Source organism: Amycolatopsis ultiminotia, from assembly GCF_039536925.1.
Classification (GTDB): Bacteria; Actinomycetota; Actinomycetes; order Mycobacteriales; family Pseudonocardiaceae; genus Amycolatopsis; species Amycolatopsis ultiminotia.
In genome coordinates, this window is the sequence record NZ_BAAAZN010000011.1 from 267,357 (window position 1) to 286,000 (window position 18,644).

Consider the following 18,644-nt stretch of genomic DNA (forward strand, 5'->3'; position numbering starts at 1 on the left):
CACACCCGAGCCTCGGCGAAGGACAGTCCATGCCCGACACCATCGGAACCCTGCTCGTGCACTCTGCGCAGAAACACGCCACCCGCACCGCTCTCATGGAGGCCGGCACCACCCTTACATACGAGCGCACCCTTGACCTGGCCACCGCCTGCGCCGTAAGACTGCGCGAGCGTGGCATCGCACCCGGCGACCGCGTCGGCATCCTGCTCGCCAACGGATGGGACTACGCGGTGTCCTACTTCGGCGCCCAACTCGCTGGCGCGATCGTCGTGCTGGTCAACGCCCGGCTGAGCGCCCCCGAGATCGCCTACGTACTCGCCGACAGCGGTGCATCACTGACCATCACAGACGACAGCTTCACCGACCGCCTGCCCGCGGGCGCCGCCACCGTCGACGCCACGGAACTGGTCGCCGAGCCGGGCGAGCGGCGCTCCCCGACATCACTGCCGGGCCTGCTGCGCAACACCGACGACACCGCACACCTGCTCTACACCTCCGGCACCACCGGCAGGCCCAAGGGCGCAGCCCAGACACACGCGAACCTACTGTTCAACGCCGGCACCGTCCGCGAACAGTTTCAGCTCACCCCCGACGACCGCACCCTGATCGTCGCCCCCATGTTCCACGCCACCGGGATCAACTCCCAACTGATCGGGTTCCTCTCCGCAGGAGCCTCCTGCGTCGTCGCTTCCGCCTACAAAACCGCCGACACCCTCCACACCGTCGCGAAGCAGCGCATCACCGTCTTCGCCGGCGTCGCCACCATGCTCCAACTCATGCTGGACCGCCCGGAACTCGACAGCCTCGATCTCAGCGCACTGCGCCTATTCATCATGGGTGGGTCGCCCGTGCCTGAGTCCCTTCCGAAACATGCCCGCACCAAACTTCCCCACACCGAGCTGGCCAACGTCTGGGGACTCACCGAAGCCACGTCCATCGTGACCTTCGTCCGGGGAGACGAGTACCTCGCCCGCCCTTGGTCGGCCGGACGAGCTGTGCCCGGCGTCGAACTCGGCATCGCCACCGACCACGACGACATCACCACCAACACCGACCGCGTAGGCGAGCTGTGCGTCCGAGGACCCATCGTCACCGCCGGCTACTGGAACAAGCCGGATGCGACGGCCGAAACCTTCCGCGACGGCTGGCTACACACCGGAGACATCGGCACGATCGACACAGACGGCTACGCCCACGTTCTCGACCGCATCAAAGACATGATCATTCGCGGTGGCGAGAACATCTACAGCCTCGAAGTCGAATCCGTACTTGCCGCCCATCCCGCGGTGGCCGACGTGGGCGTCGTCGGCGTCCCGGACCGTATTTTCGGCGAACGCGTCCGAGCTGTCCTGGTACTGGACTCCGGCTACACGCTGACCGCAACTGAGCTGCACGAGTACGCCAGCCAGCACCTGGCCGACTACAAGGTTCCCGCCGAGTTCGTGTTCGTCACAGAACTGCCCCGCAACCCCTCCGGCAAACTACTCAAACGATCGCTCACGCAACTGCCCACGGCGCACGACGCGACGTAGCGGGAGTGTCTGAACGACGGTGGAGCTGATCTTGGTCGACACGCCGGGCGTAGCTCAGTGGGATGGAGCCGATCACGAGCGAAACACTGGATTCCATGGCGGATGAGGACGGTGCGCAGCAGCTGGCCGAGCAACTGTTGGCCCAGGCCAAAGGGCAGGGTGTGGATCTGGTCCGGCCAGACAGCTCTACTGAACCAGTTGATTAAGAAAGTGCTCGCGACCGCCTTGGAGGCGGAGATGACCGAGCACCTCGGCTACGACAAGCACGACCCTGCCGGGCGCACCAGGGGCAACTCGCGCAACGGCACCCGGTCCAAGATGGCCTTGACCAAGATCGGGCCGGTCGAGATTGAGGTCCCGCGGGATACCGACTTGACGTTCGACCCGCAGATCGTGTGGAAACGCCAGCGCCGGCTGACCGGGGTGGACGAGATCGTGCTGTCGCTGACCGCGGAGGGTTTCACGACTGGGGGAGATCGCCGCGCATTTCGACGACGTGTACGGCGCGAAGGTCGTCAAGGACACCACCTCGAGGATTACTGAGCTTCCTCCCTGATCGTGGAGGACTTCTCTATGCGGCCCGGTTGGCCGCAGCGATCTCGTAGTCGATCGGGATCGCATTCCACAGGAACTGTGGCGACGTCGGCGATTATAGAAGTCGACGACCCGTTAACAATAGTCTGTTTTGCTTCCTTCCGGGTTTGAAGTGATGCTGAGAGAGCACTTCGTGTTCCAACGTTGAGAAGAACGACTCGGCCGCGGCGTTGTCGAAACACGACCCGGTCCGGCCCATCGACTGCCGAACGCCGAGCTTGTCACAGAGCACAGTGAAATCGTGCGCGGTATAGGTGGCGGGTTCACTGAGGCTTTTGGTGTAATGTCGTGTGGCGGTTGCGTGACCGTTTTGATGGTCACGTCGTGCGGCCGTGTTCGTGGTGGAGCAGGATCAACGCGGCGGCGACGATGTCTCCGAGGCGCCAGGGGTAGCCGCGGTAGCGGCGTAGGGCTTTGTAGGTGGTCTTGAGCAACGAGTTGGCGCATTCGCCGAGGCAGCGCAGTGCGCCGTGGATGGCGTTGTAGGCCTGCTGATCGACGGTGAGTTCTTCATTTTTGGTTTTCTTGAACGGGATCGTGAAGGTTTCGGGTTCGCCTTCGTAGCCCAGATCGGCCAGTGCGTGGGCGCCGTCGCTGATCCAGTCGGTGATCAGGGCCAGCAGGTCGGGGTCGGCACGGGCGGCGCTGGTGTCGTGCTCGCGGCCGGGCCGCACGTCCGAATTCCACAACGGCCATCCGTCTGGAGCAGAGACGATCTGGATGTTTCCGCCGTGATGGTGGTGCTTGCCGCTCCACCACAAGTCCACCCGCGACGTCGGGCCAGGGATGGAGATCCGGTCGGTGTGGATCAGCGTGCCGTCCACGATCACGTGTGAGTGACCAGCAGCTTTCGCCGCCAGCAGCGCCCCGTGCAGCGACGGTTTGCGTGCCGCGAGTACCGCGATACCCTCGTCGCGGTACTCATATGCGGTGGACAGCGCGATGCCGTTATCCCTTGCCAGGGCCGACACCCGGGTGTCGTCGAGGAACCAGCGCAGCACCAGCACGGCCTGTGTGTAGGTGCCCAACGCGCGGGTGCCCTTGCGGGTGCCCCTGCGCAGACGTTCGCCGTGCAGCGGCGCCGACAAGAACAACACGCCGTCCTCGGATACCTCCAGGACAGCGGCGTATGTAACACTCATCGACGTGGGGCCTCTGTGAAGTTGATCTGTGAGAAGACCACTTCGTAGCAGAGGTCCCGCGCTCACATCTGGACGCTGTCCGGCGCGACCCTAATATCACACAGCGTCGCGAACCGCTACCCGGAAAGGCTCAATGTCGTCAACAACATTCTCGCGTGAGTGGCCAACGCGAACACCGCCAGGCTGTAGAGCTGCGCGGGTTCCGGCACCCGCGGCCCGGGAGTGTGTTCGAGCCGGTTGTGGCCCCGCTGCCACGCTGTCGGCACCAAAGACAGCGGGGGGCTTCCTGGACGTGCCTCCGTTTCGTGGGGACGCCGTTGCCGGTTGAGGATTGCCGAGTTGAGCCAAATTGGTCACTGGGACCGCCTCGTTCCTTGCTTCTGCCGAATTCGTTGTGGCGGCACCCAGGCGGCGACGAATTCACGCACTTGCCCGACAGTGCACGCGGCGACGGAGGGGAATGCCGCCTGGACGATGCGTGTGCCGGGCAAGGTGGCTGCGCCAACCGGCTGCCGGGGTGCCACATATGAGCGTGGGCCCGCAGGCCGTTGCAGCCCAGGGGGCAAACCGTGGGAAAACCGGGGACGAACCTCGTGGCGGCCATGCTGAGCTGCGGTAATCTGGTGGCCAGGAGACGTTTCGGGGGAGGCGAAAATGGGCTTACGGCGGACCCTTCTGGTGCGTGCCCGCAAGGCGGCTGGGCTGACGCAGGAGGAACTGGCCGAGCTGATGGAGGCCGACGTCTCGAGCATCCGAGACTGGGAATCCGGGCGCTCTGAGCCATTGCCACGCCGACGCGTCCGGCTCGCAACTGCTCTCCGTATCTCATCCGCGGAGCTGGAGAATCTGCTGCGGGACGGCGCCGATACGGTCACGGTGGAGTCGGCGATTGCCCCGACACCCTTAGCCACCAACGAGGCTGAACCGTCCGGTGTTACCGCGCTGGCGTATGCCGCGTCCCTGGAGCAGACCCTTCGCACGCTGTCCGGCTTGGTCCGCGCCGACGATCAGGGCATTGCGGCGTCGTTGGCTGGCACTGTCGCAGTCGATTTGTCTGCCGAATCGGTCTTGAACTGGTTGTTCGGTGACCGGTACGACGATGTCGTGCTGTCGGGACGTCCGGTCAGTGTGCTGGACATTGATGAAGTCATGGCAACGACCAAGGCTCTGGATGGCCTCGATCGCCGATTCGGCGGTGACTACGCCCGGGGACTGGCCGTGAAGTACCTCAACGACCGGGTGTTGCCTCAATTGCGCCGACCGGGGTCGGACTCCCTGCGGCACGAGCTGTTTCAGGCCGCGGCGGTGCTGTGTGAGGTCATTGGCTACATGGCCTACGACGGCCAGCAGCACCAGTTGGCGCAGCACTATTTCGTGCAATCGCTGCGGCTGGCGAAAGAAGCCGGTAGTTCGGTATACGGGTCGTTCGTGCTCGCCACGATGAGCCACCAAGCGCTCTACCGTGAGAGGCCGGATCAAGCGTTGGTGCTGGCTCGGGCCGCGCAGCAGGGCGCACCAACCCGCGCGGTTCCCGTCGTTGCCGCCGAAGCTGCGATGCTCGAAGCGACGGCCAGCGCGGCGGCCGGTGACCGCTCGGCCAGTCTTCGTGCGCTGGCCCAAGCGGAGGCGGCGTTCGAGCGCCGCACCGCAGAAACCGTGACGCAGTACTGGGACGAGAGCGTGTTCGCGAGCTTCGCCAGCAGCGCCTGGCTGGATCTTGGCCACCAGGCCGCAGCCGCGCCGTATCTGGATATGGTGTGGAGCGGTGCGGGGCAGCAGGTGCGGCGAAAGGTGTTCGCTGCTGGCCAGCTGGCCCGGGCGGCGCTGTTGGAACACGACGTCGAACGAAGCGTGCACTATGGCACCATTGCAGCCGACGCCGCGGCGGCTGCCCAGTCGAAGCGCTCGCATCGGGTAGTCGGCGACCTGCTCACCCAGCTCGCGGACTACAAGCAGCTGCCACCGGTGAGGGAGCTGAGCGACCGGGTGGCCGCGCTTCAACCCAGTGAGGAACCGTGACCAACAGCCAGCCCCGTCATGGCGGCGATCCGACGGTCTTCGCGCACGACCTCCACGACGAGGGCGAGCCGGAAGCCGAGTTCCACCCTGGGATCGCCGCTCGGCTACCGCGCAAGAACGTGGCCGCAGGTGTGCTGCTACGCGATGAGCGTGGCCGTGTGCTGTTCGTGTGCCCGACCTACAAGCCGTTCCTCGAGATCCCGGGCGGAGTGCTCGAGGACGACGAATCGCCTCTCGCAGCGTGCCGCCGTGAAGCGCGGGAGGAACTGGGCATCGAGTGTGCGGTAGGACGGCTCTTGCTCATCGACTGGATGCCCACCCACGGGGTCTGGGGTGACAGTCTCCAATTCATTTTCGATGGCGGCACACTCAGCCGGGAGCAGGTCGCGGCCATTCAGCCGGACGGGGACGAGGTCAGCCGCTGTGAGTTCCTCGATCTTGACGCCGCGAAGGAACGGCTACGTCCCTCCATGGCTCGGCGTCTGACGCTGGCGCACCACACGCTCCTGCACGGCGGCACTGCCTACGCGGAATTCGGGAGACGACCCGCACGGTAGACACCCCTCGGACGGTGCGACAGGGCGGACCTCAACCGCTGTGCGGATCACCACCAGATACGTCACCAAGGTCAACCTGGCTGACCTGCGAAAACCTGTTGGCCTAACGTGCTGGCACAAGAACCAAACCGACATGCTGCTCTAAGATCACCGTGCGCAGCGCTCGCCAGGGTGGGGATCTCGCACCGCCGGGAATATGGGGCTCGGCCCCAATGCGATCACCACCCGATCCCGGCGAAGTTACGAAACAACATGCAGGATCAGGCAAATCGGATGGGTCTAACGTGGCACACCCGAACACTTCGGTGCTGGCCGGAGGCCCGGAAATCAAGATCCAACCGGTCGGAGTCCGTCGCGTGCCCACAGGTGAAGCACGATGAGCTCCTGAACCGCCGAGCAGCCTGCGTCCCCGTGGGCGGCGATTGCGCCGTTCCTGTGGGTGTGCATCGGCACCTTGGTACTGGCCCGTCCGGTCTGTCGGATCTTTCGATCACCGTGATCGCGACGGTCACGGTCGGGTTGATTGCGGCCATCCCGCCCGCCGGGATCGCGGCGGTCCTCGGGTCCTTGCCGCCGGCCTCGTCGCGAGCCTGGTCGGGCTCGGGCTGTCGCTGGCGACCGTGGAGAAGCTGCTGGAAACTGACCCCGACCGGGCTAGAGCGCTGCAGCGGGACGCGCCGGCAGACGGCGCCACCTTACTGACCGAGCTTCGTGAACTGGTCAGGGGAATCAGGCCGCCGGTGCCGAACGAACGAGGACTCATTGACGCCGTTCGCACTTTCGCACTGGGCAGCTCGCTCGAAGCGACCGTGAGCACCGACGTCCAGCTGAGCCTGGATCCGTCGATCGAGTCCGCGTTGTACTTCGGGTTCGCCGAACTGGTGACCAACACGCCAAGCACGCCGATGCGAACCGGGTGCGGATCTCCTTCGCCCGCGACGCCACCGGCCATCACCGTCGAGGTCGAAGACGACGGCCAGGTGGGGTGGGCATGCGAGCCGAGGGCGGGCTCGCAGGGCTGCGGCGACGCCTCGCGGTTTTCGACGGCACCGTGGAGATCACCAGCCTGGCGGGTGGTCCGACGCGCGTGAGGATGACTGCGCCATGTGAATAGCCGCAGCCGAAGACCTCACCTGCGCGAGGGGATGGTCCGCTTGATCGAAGCGTACGGGCACGAAGTGGTCGCGACGGTGACCACCGGACCCGAGACGCTCGACGCGCTGGTGAAGCCGAAACCGGATGTGTCTATTGTGGATATTCGGATGCCGCCGACCCAGTCGGACGAGGGCCTGCCGGCAGTACTGGCTCAGCTTGATAGCCGAAGGGCTGTCCAGCCAGGCCATCAGCCAGCGGCTCTTCCTCGGCGAAAGCGCGATCAGCAAGTACACCCCTCGCTGGTCGGCAAGCTCGGCATCACTGATGATGACAACAACAACCGCGTCCTCGCTGTCCTCACCTATCCGGACAAGCCCTCCTGACCAAGCTGGCTTCAGTTGTCGTGCCCGAGGGTTCGGCGCCGCGGGGCACGGTGGGCGAGCGCATCGAGGGTGGGGTGCCGCGCTCAGTGGTGCCGGCGTGGATCCATCCGCTCGAACGCCTTCTGCCAGGCGTACGGCTAACGGGCCGGAAATCTTCTGGTATCGCGTCCATCAGGTTTCTCACCCGGCGAACGATGTCGTGCCACCATCCACCACGAGTTGAGCCCCTGTCATGAACGGCAGGTCGTCGGAGGCGAGGATCAACGCCGCCGCGGCCATTTCGTCAGCGGTACCAAGCCGTTTGACGTCTGGAATCGTGTTCTTCGCGTAAATGTCGGCCATCCGCGCCCACACCGCGTCTGGCAGATTCTCGGTACCCGCGGCCCGCCGCACCAATTCGGTGTCGGTTGTGCCCGGCAGCAGCGCGTTGACCCGGATGTTGTCCGCGCCGTAGTCGTGCGCCGCGGATTGCACGAGCCCGATCAGGCCGTGCTTGGACGCGGCGTAGGCGCCCTTACCGCCACTGGTGGCCACCGCGTTCGCCGAGGATGTCACGACCACGGCACCACCGCCGCGGGCAACCAGGTGTGGCACCCCGTACTTCAGTGACAGGAACGCGCCGCGCAAGTTAGTCGACTGTACGTTGTCCCACTCCTCGACCGTGTACTCGTGCACGGACTTCTGCACGGTGATGCCCGCATTGTTGAAGCACACATCCAGCCCGCCGTAGCGGCTAACCGCCGTGTCCACGAAGCGCTGGACGTCCGGCTCGACGCGAACGTCTGCAGGCACATACAGCGCCTCTCCTCCCGCGTTGCGGATCTCCTGCTCGACCTCGCGTCCCAACTCCCGCCGCCGCCCGCAGAAGGCGACCTTGCCGCCCTCCTCGGCGAACCTGATCGCGGCGGCACGCCCGATACCCGAGGTCGCCCCGGTGATCAGCACGACCTTGCCCGCGAACCTGCGCCGGCCGGACGGTTGCAAGAGAGGCGTTGGTGCCGTGCCGCCGACGAGCGCGACTCCGCCCACCGCGCCCGCGAGCACGCCGGCCCCGGCAGCCACGGCACCGGTGGTGATCAGCCGCCGCCGGCTGTACCTGCGGGGCACACGCTTCGCACCGTCCTCCGCTACACCGCGCTGCTCCACGCTGTCCGGCTTCCCGTCGTCCTGTTCCCCGTCGTCCGGCCACTGCGTTGCAGTGTCGTCGCTCGCCATCGCCGGCCTCCTATGGATACCCCGACTATCTGTTATAGAAAGCTAAGGTATCGATACTGAGGGAGTTCTCAGCTCGGAAAGGACGGGGCGCGATGCGCATGGCCGAACTGAGTCGGACCACCGGCGTCCCGGTGCCGACCATCAAGTACTACCTGCGTGAGGGCCTGCTCCCAGCAGGCGAGCGCACCCGTCCGAACCAGGCGAACTATGACGACTCGCACGTGCGGCGCCTGCGGTTGGTCCGTGCGCTGCTCGACCTCGCGGGCATGACCATCATCAGGGCACGCGAGGTGCTCGACGCGATAGACGACCCGGGAACGACATCCCGTCAGGTGCTCGGCACCGCACAGCGAAGCGTCGCGCAAAGCGACGGCAGCGTGCGCGTCGAGGACCGAGAGTGGGCGATGGGAGCGCTCGCCGAGGTCGCCGATGCCCGCGGCTGGCACCTGCACGACCGGGGGCACGTACTCGACTCGCTGATCGCCACCCTTGTTGCCATCCGGGATGTCGGGCAGCACATCCTGCTCGCCCGGTTGGAGGACTACGCGACGGTGGCCGACCAGATCGCCGAGGTGGACGTGTCGTGCTTCGCGGAAGCCACAACCCTGGAGGAACAGGTGGAGCTGGCGACTGCGGGAACGGCGCTCACCGACACCCTGTTGGCGAACCTGCGCCGGATAGCCCAGAAGAACGCCCTCCCGCCTGACTGGCCATGAGGTGTCATCGCCATTGACACACAGGGTCGAGTCCCACGCCCACTGCGCCTCACTCGGCTCCGACTACGCGCTGACCTGGCACCCGCACCACCGGCCGGAACAAGACACACCGCTACTACACGTGCTGGAACCCGACCCGTTACAACGTCGGCAAACGCGACCGGAAAACCGCTCAACGCCGAGGCCGTGGACGCGGCGGTTCTCGACGCCTTCGTCGACTTCTACCGCACCCGGCAAGACCGCATCCCCGTACAAGCGCAGCTCCCCAATACCGGTCAGGTCATTGACCGCTACCTGACCGCGTTCGAGAACGAACGCGATGGGCGAAGAACTCATGCCCGACCGCCTCACCAGACTCCGAGCACGGCTCAAACAAATCCGCGCCGAGCAGGACGACGGCCCGCGACGCCGCTGCGCTGGCACACCAATCCCTGATCGAAGCCTTGGTCGCCATCACCGGCCCGAACACGCTCACGCCCGTGTTCCGCATCCCCCAACCCCGCAACGCAAACGAGACCGCACCCGCCCTACCAGTGAAAACGGCTCTGAAAGGAATGGTTCGCACAATGACTACATCGGTGGGCCGCCAGGGGCGCGAACCCTGGACCCGAGGATTAAAAGCCAGCAGGTTCGATCGCGGTGATCTTGAAACAGACTTCGACTACAAGGATTCTACCTGCGGTTTTGGTGACTTCAAGATCATGTTTGCGGTTGCTAACGGGTGGTCTGGGCTCCGTTGTGTCTCCGTTCTTCCTGCTGCGCTCGTCACGGGGAAAAGCATGGTTTGACCTGGCGGTTTCCCTCGATGGCGGTTGGTTTGAGTCTGGGTCTCACCTGGAAAGCGGTCTCGCACGGGAAGTACGATCCCGTGTACGGCCGTTTGGGTGAATACGTCGGTCCGCGTTCCCGATGTAGACGATGCCCGGGTGGGTCAAGTTGGAGCCTGGTTCGCACCGGGAGGTCTCCGTGTTCTGGTCGTCGTAATGGATCGCTGGCAACATCGTGCGCGGCGATTCGTCCTCGATCAGTTGGAAATCGGCGCCGTCGAACTGCGAAATGCGGAGCGAATCCTGGTTTTTGTGCCGGTGTGCCGATTCGCCGTCGTGTGCGGTCTACTGATCACCACTACGACGACTTGGCGATCTTGAGGAGCATTTTCGGTTAGAGTCTAGTGCACTCTGGATGTTGGCACGTCGTGTGGAGGGATCTATGTGGGCGCATAGTGCGAACGTTTGCGGGCGGCGGCAGTTGTTGTCGGATCATGCTCGTTCGACGGCGGGGTTGGCGGGACGGTTCGCGAAAGAGTTTGGTGCTGAGGAGCTCGGCTTCGCGCTGGGGTTGTTTCATGATGCGGGTAAGGCGTGTGGTCTGTGGCAGCAGGGATTGATGCGTGCGGAGAGGCACGGCCGGCGCGTGGGGGTCCCGCACAAGGAGCTGGGGGCCAACCTCCTGCGCGGCGTGGCAGGTTCAGTCGCGATGGCGATCCAAGGCCATCATGGGGGGTTGACCGAGCCGCGCGATTTATGGGACCTGAACGCAGCGGACGCCGCTCGGGGTAAGGACGGGGTCGAGTCGTTTTTCGGTCTGGTGGCCGAAGCGGCGAAGATTCTCGACGGGGAACCGATGTCTCTGGTGCGGGATGGTTGGCGGTCCGGGGCGACGGTGATGGAGATGGGGGTGCGGTTGGCGTTCTCGTCGTTGGTCGATGCCGATCATTTGGATACCGCGGCTCATGCGCAGGGGTTGGCGAGGCCGCGGGTTCGGGATGACGAGGACATGGCGGCATTGCGTGACCGTTTTGAGGGTGCGCGTGAGGAGCGGTTGGCGACTCGGCTTGGTTCTCCGATCGACGTTGTCCGGGAGCGGGTGTACCAGCGGGCGGTGCGTGGTGCTGCGGAATCGCCTGGGGTCTTCCGGATGCCCGCGCCCACCGGTGTGGGCAAGACGTGGGGGTCGGCCGGGTTCGGGTTGAACCATGCCGCTCTGTACGGGAAACGGCGGGTGATCGTCGCGGTCCCGTTCGTCACGGTCACCGAACAGAATGCCGCCGAGTACCGAGCGATGCTCGGTTCGGACGCGGTGCTCGAACACCACTCGGCGGTCCGGTCGCCCGACTCCGGAGCGGAGGAGCGTGTCATGCGCTCGGTGGTGGAGAATTGGGACAGCCCGTTCGTTGTCACCACGACCGTCCAGCTGTTCGATTCGTTGTTCGCGTGCAAGCCTTCCCGGATGCGCAAGCTGCATCGGCTTGCGAACGCGGTGGTCGTGCTCGACGAGGTGCAGGCCTTACCGCTGCGGGTGCTGACGCCGATCTTGGACGCGCTGCGGATTCTATCGGAGCACTTCGGTACGACGGTGCTGTTGGCTTCAGCGACCCAGCCATCGTTCCCGGAGTTCGATGTCTGGCGAGGGCTGGAGGTGCGGGACATTGTCGACGAGCCCAGGGCGCTGTTCACGGCGATGCAACGGGTGCGGTACGAGTGGTGGCTGGACCCCAAGCCGACACTGGCCGAGGTAGCGCAGCGGGCGTCCTCGTATGAGCAGGTGCTGATGGTGGTCAACACGACCGCTGATGCACGATCGGTGTTCCGGGAGTGGGCGAGCCTGTCGGTGGAAGGGGTGTTCCACCTGTCGACCCGGATGATGCCGGCGCATCGCCGCGACGTGCTTGAGCGGGTGCGCGACCGTCTGGCCGACGGCCGGTCGGTTCGACTGGTGTCCACTCAACTGATCGAAGCCGGCGTGGATGTTGACTTTCCGGTCGTGTTCCGGGCGTTCGCTCCGGCGGAAGCGTTGCAGCAGGCCGCGGGACGGGCGAACAGGGAAGGCCGACTCGGCGGGGACGGCTTGGTGGTGGTCTTCGACGCGGCAGACATGTCCAGCCCCGCCGGGTACACCATCGGTTCGAAAGTGACCGCCGAGATCTTCGGGCCGCACGGTGACATCGCGGTACGGCCGGACGACACGGAGGCTCTGGATCGCTACTATCGAACCCTCTACCGGCGTGCGAACGCCGAGTACGGGACTCGGGCCGCGGAGATCCAGACGAATAGGAAACGTCTTGACTTCCAGGCGGTGGCTGACGGCCCAGAACGAGCACTAGGCAAGGGAAGCGGTCGCGACCCGTCGTTGGCCTTTCGGATGCTCGACGACGACACCGTGCCGGTCGCGGTCACCGATCACCAAGGGGCGACTCCGGCGGAAGCGCTGGTCGATCGACTGCGCAGCGAACCTGAACAGGCGGGGCCTGCACTCCGGCAACTGCAGCCCTACCTCGTAGCACTACCCAAGCAAATACTGCAGAATCCGGCGATCGCGGCGCTGTGCAGACCGGTACGCGGTGACCTCTACGAGTGGACCGGGCCCTACGACGAGCACTACGGCATCGACACCACCGGCGATTCGGAGCGAGAGGTGTGGTGACCAGGGTTGCGGAGCGCCGGCCGAGTGGCGGCATCGGGCCGAAGCCCGACGCCGCCTGGCATCGCCGACGACTCGCGGAGCCAGCGTGTTGCGATCCTCGCCGGGGGTGGTACCAGCGCTGCAACCAGCTTAGCGGCGCACGGCTACGGAACCTGGCTAACTCAATGGGCTGACGGTCCTTGGGGAGCAAGCGTGAACTGAAGTAGGTTGCTGTCCATCTCCGCGAGACGACCGGACAGAGAGGGTTGTGGTGCATGTTCAGGTGAACGCATGGGTTGAGGTCGACGAGGACTCGGCACAGTCGTGCTGCTGCGATACCGCGCCTCCCGTGGTCGTGCGTCGTAGTCAGTGCGGTGCACGGGACTTACTGGCGGGGCGCGGTGGGCGAGTGGTGTTCGGGTGTGCTGTCGTAATCAACGCGGTTGAACTGCTCTCCATCGCGTGGTTCGTGACTCGCGGTGTGCCCTGGCGGTAGTGGTAGGACGGTTTCGGGCCGTCGGTCTGTGTGGATCGGCGATGCGCTTCGTTGATCACGGTTGCTGAGCTGCAGCGAAGGTCGCTGTCGGCCTGCGGTGGTGCGGACCCTGGTAGGGGAGCAGTGTTTCGGTGTCTGCGGCCTTGCCTTGTGGCAGGGCCGCGGCGAATGCTGCGGGATTCGGCGGCTGGAGCTTTGCCCATGGCGGTGTTCGGATAATTCGACGATGAGTACTACGGCGTTGGCACCCCGGCGGGTTCGGGGCGACCGGTGCGGCACCGGGTTGAGATTGCGCTTAGTGCGGCGATGTCGACATTTCCTGGTCCCGATGGGTCTAATTTTCTGCTGCGGGGTGAAGAACAGCGGGTTCGGCTGGGAAGAACGCCGAGGATTGTCGGTGCGGTCTGGTAGATGTGTTCTCGCAGGTCAGGGCAAGGGAAGGGATCATGTGGTGAGTGATGAGTTGCCGCGCTCGCCGGAGGGGGCCTCTCCGGTGAGTGTGCAGGTGTGGGGGCCGGGAGCGTTGTTCACGCGACCGGAGTTGAAGGCGGAACGGGTGTCGTACCCCGTCATCACGCCGACAGCAGCGGTGGGTGTCCTGGAATCAGTTTTCTGGAAACCGGAGTTTTCCTGGGTTCCTGTTGCGGTCGATGTGCTGGCGCCGATTAAGCAGTTTACGCAACGCCGCAATGAGACTACCGACGTCGTCTCGGTGAGTGCGGCGTTGACGGGTCGTACGGTGAACACGGCTGAGCATCGGACGCAGCGGCATTCGGTGTGTTTGAAAGATGTCTGCTATCGCATCTATGCTCACGTCGAGCTGCGCAAGCACGCGACGAAGCCGGTCGCGGCGTACCGAGACCAGTTCCGGCGGCGGGTGGAACGAGGGCAGTGCTTCCACCAGCCGTACCTGGGAACGCGCGAGTTCAGCGCCTACTTCGGGCAAGTCGATGGGCGCGAGCGGATCCGCGCGAACCTGGATCTCGGTGTGATGCTGCACAGCGTTCACCATGGTGACGCCGGAGTTCGTTTCTCGTGGTTCGACGCCCAGTTGCGGGGCGGCCGGATGCTGATTCCGCGGGTCGGCAGTGGCGCCGCTGACGTGGTGGAGGCGTGAATGCTGTTGCAACGCCTCGTTGGTTATGCCGAGGAGAACGTGACGACGCCACCCTTCCATCGGGAACGAGAGTTCCGGTGGAGGCTCGACTTGTTCACCGACGGCCGTGGGGCTCAGCTCACTGGACTCCGTGAGCCGGACGGGAAAGGACGCGGACAGCGCAGGTTTGCCCCGGCAGCGACGCGGACGGTCGGCGTGGCTCCACAGCTCGGTGCCGACGACATCCAGTACGTCTTCGGCTGGGGTGATGACACCACGAAGCCGAAGAGGGTCGCCGAGTGCCATGAGAGGTTCGTGGCCTTGATCCAGGAGTGGTCGGACAGCGATCCGAACGATGTGGCTGCTCAGCGTCTGGTGCGCTTTTACCGGAATGACGATATGCCTTTACGCCCTGAGGGCGTGGGCGCGAAGGACGGCGTTCTGGTTGCCGTGGATGACGAATTGATCATCCACCGACCGTCGCTGGTGCGGTTCTGGATGGCCGAAGTCGCCCGCCGTAAAGCCGGGAAAGCGCCGCGGACCGGGTTGTGTCTGGTGTGTGGGGCGGACAGGCCGTTGCTGGACTCGATGCCGAGCACCGTCGCCAAACGGTTGGTCCCTGGTGCCGGAAACGATGCCGCGTTGGTGAGCGTCAATGCCTCGGTCTTCGGGTACGGCCTGGCCACTGGCCTCGAACACACCCCGATCTGCTTTCCCTGTGGCAACGCGGTGGGCAGTGGCCTCACTCACCTGCTCGGGTCCCGGCACGCGATCAACCTGGCGGGACAGGACAGCCGGATGGCGTGGTGGGTCTTGGGTGCCGAAGAGCCGGACGTGTTCAGCGGGTTCGCCACTGCACCGGACCCGAACCAGGTCAACGTGCTTCTGAAACGGTTGCATTCCGGTGACCTCGCGCGAGCTGAAGAACTGGCCCAGACTGTGGATGGCGACGAGCGATTCTTCTCGCTGACCGTGGGTGGGAACGCCTCGCGGATCATGGTCCGGGACTGGATCGATCTGCCCCTGCAGGCCGCGCTACTGCATCTGGCGCACTGGTACCGCGACATGCTCATGGTCACCCTGGCCGACGACGAGCCGGTCTCCTTCGGGTTGTGGCATCTCGTTCTCGCCATGGGTCGGTGGGATGGCCGCAGCGGCGAGAATGGCCGCTACACCGAGATCGGCAAGAAAAACGGTCGCCGGCCTGAACACGTGCAACGTGACCTCCTCGCGCGCGCGTTGCGTGGCAGCCCCTTGCCCCCGTCGGTACTACATCATGTCCTGCACCGCATCGCCTCTGACGGCCACATCGACGCTACCCGCGCGGCCCTTCTGCGGCTGGCGCTATGCGATCCCCGAGAAAAGGAGCCCCGCGTGTCCGCCGGCCTCGATGAGAACAACAACGACACCGTCTACCTGTATGGTCGTATCTTCGCGCACTTGGAGAAGATCCAGCGCAAGGCCCATGGACGCGACGTCAACACGACGTTCGGCGACCGGTTTCTGGCCTCGGCGATGGGCAACCCCGTCCCGGCCGTGATGGCGGGGCGGAGGATGGCGGCTGCGTGGCTTGGCAAGGTCCGTCGCAACCCGAAAACCCGGAACTCCGAATGGGCCTTGCGCAGCACGCTCGACGCGCTCATCGACAAGATCGACTCGGCGAAGCCGCTCACCGGGTTCCTTCCGGCGCAGCGACAAGCACAGTTTGTACTCGGCTATCACCAGCAGCGCGCCGAGGACCGCCGCCGGGTCCGCGCTCACCGGGAGAAGGAGGAGGCCGAGTTCGACGACGTCGAGGACTGATCCTTCGCCCGAACACGCTCCTCTCCTCATCACTGCAATGAAAGGTTCCTCCATGAGCATCGAGGCACACCTCGACGCGACCGTCCGTCACGACATGGTCTTCCTGTTCGAGATCACCGACGGCAACCCGAACGGCGACCCGGACTTCGGCAACCGGCCTCGCATGGACGAGGAGACTGGGCACGGCTTGGTCACCGACGTGGCGATCAAGCGAAAGATCCGCAACACGCTGCCCCTCACAGCAAGCGGCGATTCCAGGTACGGGATCTTCGTCCAAGCGGGCCACGCCCTCAACACCCGGCTGGCCGAGTCACTGACGGCCAGTAACATCACCGACAAGAAAAAAAACCCCACCGCGGAGCAGCGGCAGGCGGCCCGATCCTGGCTGACCGACAAGTACGCCGACATTCGTCTGTTCGGTGCGGTCCTCTCGACGGGGGACGCCAAATCCCTAGGTCAGATCTACGGCCCGCTCCAGGTTTCCAATGCTCGCAGCTACCACCCGATCATGCCCCAGCATCACACGGTCACCCGTGTCACCCAGACCAGGCAGGAGGACATCGACAAGGGCGAGACCACCGAAATGGGTGGAAAGTGGACGGTCCCCTACGGGCTTTACAAGGCCGAGCTCTACTACTCCGCCACACGGGGCGGCCAGACCGGGGTCGACAGCCGGGACCTCGAGCTGTTCTACCGAACACTGGAAATGATGTTCGACCACGACCGCTCGGCCGCGCGGGGCACGATGACGGCCCGCGGGCTCTACGTCTTCAACCATGACAACGCCTTCGGGAACGCCCCCGCGCACAAACTCACCGAACGCGTCTCGGTCAACCTTGCCGAGCACGTCAGCGGCCCGCCACGGTCCTTTAGTGACTACGTCGTCAACGTCGCGGACGACGACCTGCCTCGCGGCGTGACGTTGTCCAAGTTGCTGGCCTGATCGTCATGGATGAACCGTGCCCTGGCAGGGAATGGGCAAGCATCCCGATCTCGGCGATTGAGCACTACGCCTACTGCCCCCGGCAGGCCGCGCTGATCCACCTGGATCGTCACTTCACCGACAACATCGACACCCAGCGCGGTCACCTCGCCCACGAGGTCGTCGATGCGGGCGGTCCCGGTGTGTCGCGCACCGGGGTACGCACCTGGACTGCGCTGAACGTGGTTCACGAGGAGCTCGGGGTGCACGGAGTCTGCGATGTCGTGGAGTTTCCCAGCGGTGAGCCACTCCCGGTTGAGCACAAGTCCGGCTTTTACCGTCCGGGTGGCGCTGCGGACCTCCAAGTGGCGGCGCAAGTTCTGTGCTTGCGTCACATGTTCAACGCCGCGGTACCCAGTGGTGTGATCTTCGCGCGACAGCGTCGGCGCCGGTACGACGTCGTCGTCGATGACGCGCTGGAAGCCAGGTTGCGACGCGTGCTCGATACGTTGCGCCGCGCCTTCCGCACCGACGCCCTGCCCACACCGGTCAACGACACACGCTGCGATCGCTGCTCACTGAAGGAGAACTGCATGCCGACTGCACGGGTTGACACCACGTCCTTGTTCACGCCTCGTGTGCTGGGGCAGTGGGATGACTGAACTCCTCCGCACGCTGTTCGTCACGACGCCGGGAACCAGCCTGCACCTGGAAGGCGACACTGTACGCATCCGCCATCCGGAACGACCCGGCCGCAGCGTGCTGCCTCTCGTGCGAATTCAACAGCTCGTGGTGTGGAAGGGCGTCGAGGTCACCAACGACCTGCTCCTGCGATGCGCCGCCGACAACCGCGGAGTGACCTGGCTGTCCCGCAACGGGCGCTTTCTCGGGCGAGTCGGCGGGAACCAGATCGGTAACCCTACTCTTCGGCTGGAGCAGGTCCGCGCGCACGACGATCCCCAGCGTCGGTTGGAGATCGCGAAGTCCGTCGTCGCAGGAAAGCTACAGAATTACCGCCAGCTGCTGCTGCGCGTCGCTCGCGATGCCGAGCCCACCCGGCAGACCCAGATTCGAGAGTTGGCCGCCGCTCATGCTGACTCGCTGACAGCAGCAGCGAGTACGCGCTCACTGACCGACCTGCTCGGGGTCGAAGGTGCTGCCGCGCGGCTGTACTCCCAAAACCTGCCCCTGCTGGCGAAAGGAGTCCCACCCGGCCGAAACCGACGCCCGCCCGAAGATCAGTTCAACTGCGTGCTCTCCTTCGGCTATGGCATGCTCCGCGTGGCACTGACCGGCGCCCTCGAACAGGTCGGCCTGGACCCGTACATCGGATTCCTGCACGGAGTCCGTTCCGGAAAGCCTTCCCTCGCACTCGACTTGATGGAGGAGTTCCGGCCACTACTTGTCGACCGACTCGTGCTGACATTGTTCAATCGGAAGGAGATCGCCACCAAACACACGATCCAGGACCCCGCAGGCGGCGTGACGCTCACCGACGACGGCAGGACATTCGTCCTTGACCGGTGGTCAAAGGCACGCGAACGAATCTGGCAGCACTCCCTGCTCAAACGCGAAATGCCAGCCGGCTTACTCCCGAACGTGCAAGCTCGGTTGTTTGCGCGGTATCTGAGAGGAGACCAGCCCGCCTACCAACCGTGGATCGCGAGCTGAC

At 65.0% G+C, this 18,644-nt stretch carries 15 protein-coding genes and 1 pseudogene; 13 read left to right on the forward strand and 3 right to left on the reverse strand.

What is annotated here, in order from left to right:
• Window positions 1-29: 29 nt before the first annotated feature.
• Both ABD793_RS25305 and ABD793_RS25310 read left to right on the forward strand, forming a co-directional pair.
• The gene (locus tag ABD793_RS25305; protein WP_344864188.1) at window positions 30-1,532 is read left to right on the forward strand and encodes a class I adenylate-forming enzyme family protein; all 1,503 of its coding nucleotides are present in this window, start codon (window positions 30-32) and stop codon (window positions 1,530-1,532) included.
• A gap of 95 nt (window positions 1,533-1,627) precedes the next feature.
• Window positions 1,628-2,076, forward strand: a pseudogene (locus ABD793_RS25310) (transposase); the annotation flags it as partial.
• A 105-nt stretch (window positions 2,077-2,181) separates the two neighbouring features.
• Here ABD793_RS25310 and ABD793_RS42805 read toward each other — a convergent pair.
• Window positions 2,182-2,358: an integrase core domain-containing protein gene (locus ABD793_RS42805; RefSeq protein ID WP_425548766.1), complete on the reverse strand. Its 177-nt coding sequence runs from the start codon at window positions 2,356-2,358 to the stop codon at window positions 2,182-2,184.
• 85 nt (window positions 2,359-2,443) lie between these two features.
• Window positions 2,444-3,268, reverse strand: coding sequence for an HARBI1 family protein (locus ABD793_RS25315; RefSeq protein ID WP_344864190.1), 825 nt, complete (start codon window positions 3,266-3,268; stop codon window positions 2,444-2,446).
• A 654-nt stretch (window positions 3,269-3,922) separates the two neighbouring features.
• Between ABD793_RS25315 and ABD793_RS25320 the strand changes: the two genes are divergently transcribed.
• The 4 genes from ABD793_RS25320 to ABD793_RS25335 all read left to right on the forward strand — a co-directional run bounded on the left by ABD793_RS25320 (window position 3,923) and on the right by ABD793_RS25335 (window position 7,322).
• Entirely contained in the window at window positions 3,923-5,287 is a 1,365-nt protein-coding gene (locus ABD793_RS25320; protein WP_486303690.1) for a helix-turn-helix domain-containing protein, read from the forward strand.
• Entirely contained in the window at window positions 5,284-5,844 is a 561-nt protein-coding gene (locus ABD793_RS25325; RefSeq protein WP_344864194.1) for an NUDIX domain-containing protein, read from the forward strand. The genes ABD793_RS25320 and ABD793_RS25325 overlap by 4 nt, the downstream gene beginning before the upstream one ends.
• A gap of 809 nt (window positions 5,845-6,653) precedes the next feature.
• Complete coding sequence (locus ABD793_RS25330) at window positions 6,654-6,935, forward strand: hypothetical protein (protein WP_344864196.1); 282 nt, start codon at window positions 6,654-6,656, stop codon at window positions 6,933-6,935.
• Between the two features lie 63 nt (window positions 6,936-6,998).
• Window positions 6,999-7,322, forward strand: coding sequence for a helix-turn-helix domain-containing protein (locus ABD793_RS25335; RefSeq protein WP_344864198.1), 324 nt, complete (start codon window positions 6,999-7,001; stop codon window positions 7,320-7,322).
• A gap of 180 nt (window positions 7,323-7,502) precedes the next feature.
• Here the strand turns inward: ABD793_RS25335 and ABD793_RS25340 are convergent, their stop codons facing one another.
• Complete coding sequence (locus ABD793_RS25340) at window positions 7,503-8,384, reverse strand: SDR family NAD(P)-dependent oxidoreductase (RefSeq protein ID WP_344864200.1); 882 nt, start codon at window positions 8,382-8,384, stop codon at window positions 7,503-7,505.
• A 251-nt stretch (window positions 8,385-8,635) separates the two neighbouring features.
• Here ABD793_RS25340 and ABD793_RS25345 point away from each other — a divergent pair, with 251 nt between their 5' ends.
• The 7 genes from ABD793_RS25345 to cas1 all read left to right on the forward strand — a co-directional run bounded on the left by ABD793_RS25345 (window position 8,636) and on the right by cas1 (window position 18,643).
• Window positions 8,636-9,253 (forward strand): MerR family transcriptional regulator, encoded by a 618-nt coding sequence (locus tag ABD793_RS25345; protein WP_344864202.1) that lies wholly within the window; start codon window positions 8,636-8,638, stop codon window positions 9,251-9,253.
• 1,209 nt (window positions 9,254-10,462) lie between these two features.
• Window positions 10,463-12,676: a CRISPR-associated helicase Cas3' gene (gene cas3, locus ABD793_RS25350; protein ID WP_344864204.1), complete on the forward strand. Its 2,214-nt coding sequence runs from the start codon at window positions 10,463-10,465 to the stop codon at window positions 12,674-12,676.
• Between the two features lie 926 nt (window positions 12,677-13,602).
• Window positions 13,603-14,268 (forward strand): type I-C CRISPR-associated protein Cas5c, encoded by a 666-nt coding sequence (cas5c, locus tag ABD793_RS25355; protein WP_344864206.1) that lies wholly within the window; start codon window positions 13,603-13,605, stop codon window positions 14,266-14,268.
• Entirely contained in the window at window positions 14,269-16,050 is a 1,782-nt protein-coding gene (gene cas8c / locus ABD793_RS25360; RefSeq protein WP_344864207.1) for a type I-C CRISPR-associated protein Cas8c/Csd1, read from the forward strand. It abuts the gene before it with no gap.
• A gap of 52 nt (window positions 16,051-16,102) precedes the next feature.
• A complete protein-coding gene (gene cas7c, locus ABD793_RS25365) occupies window positions 16,103-16,993 on the forward strand; it encodes a type I-C CRISPR-associated protein Cas7/Csd2 (RefSeq protein ID WP_344864209.1) in 891 nt (296 codons plus the stop codon).
• 5 nt (window positions 16,994-16,998) lie between these two features.
• On the forward strand, window positions 16,999-17,634 hold the full coding sequence (gene cas4 / locus ABD793_RS25370; RefSeq protein ID WP_344864211.1) for a CRISPR-associated protein Cas4: 636 nt from the start codon (window positions 16,999-17,001) through the stop codon (window positions 17,632-17,634).
• Window positions 17,627-18,643, forward strand: a complete 1,017-nt coding sequence (gene cas1 / locus ABD793_RS25375) for a CRISPR-associated endonuclease Cas1 (RefSeq protein ID WP_344864213.1) — start codon at window positions 17,627-17,629, stop codon at window positions 18,641-18,643. The genes cas4 and cas1 overlap by 8 nt, the downstream gene beginning before the upstream one ends.
• Window position 18,644 lies beyond the last annotated feature (1 nt).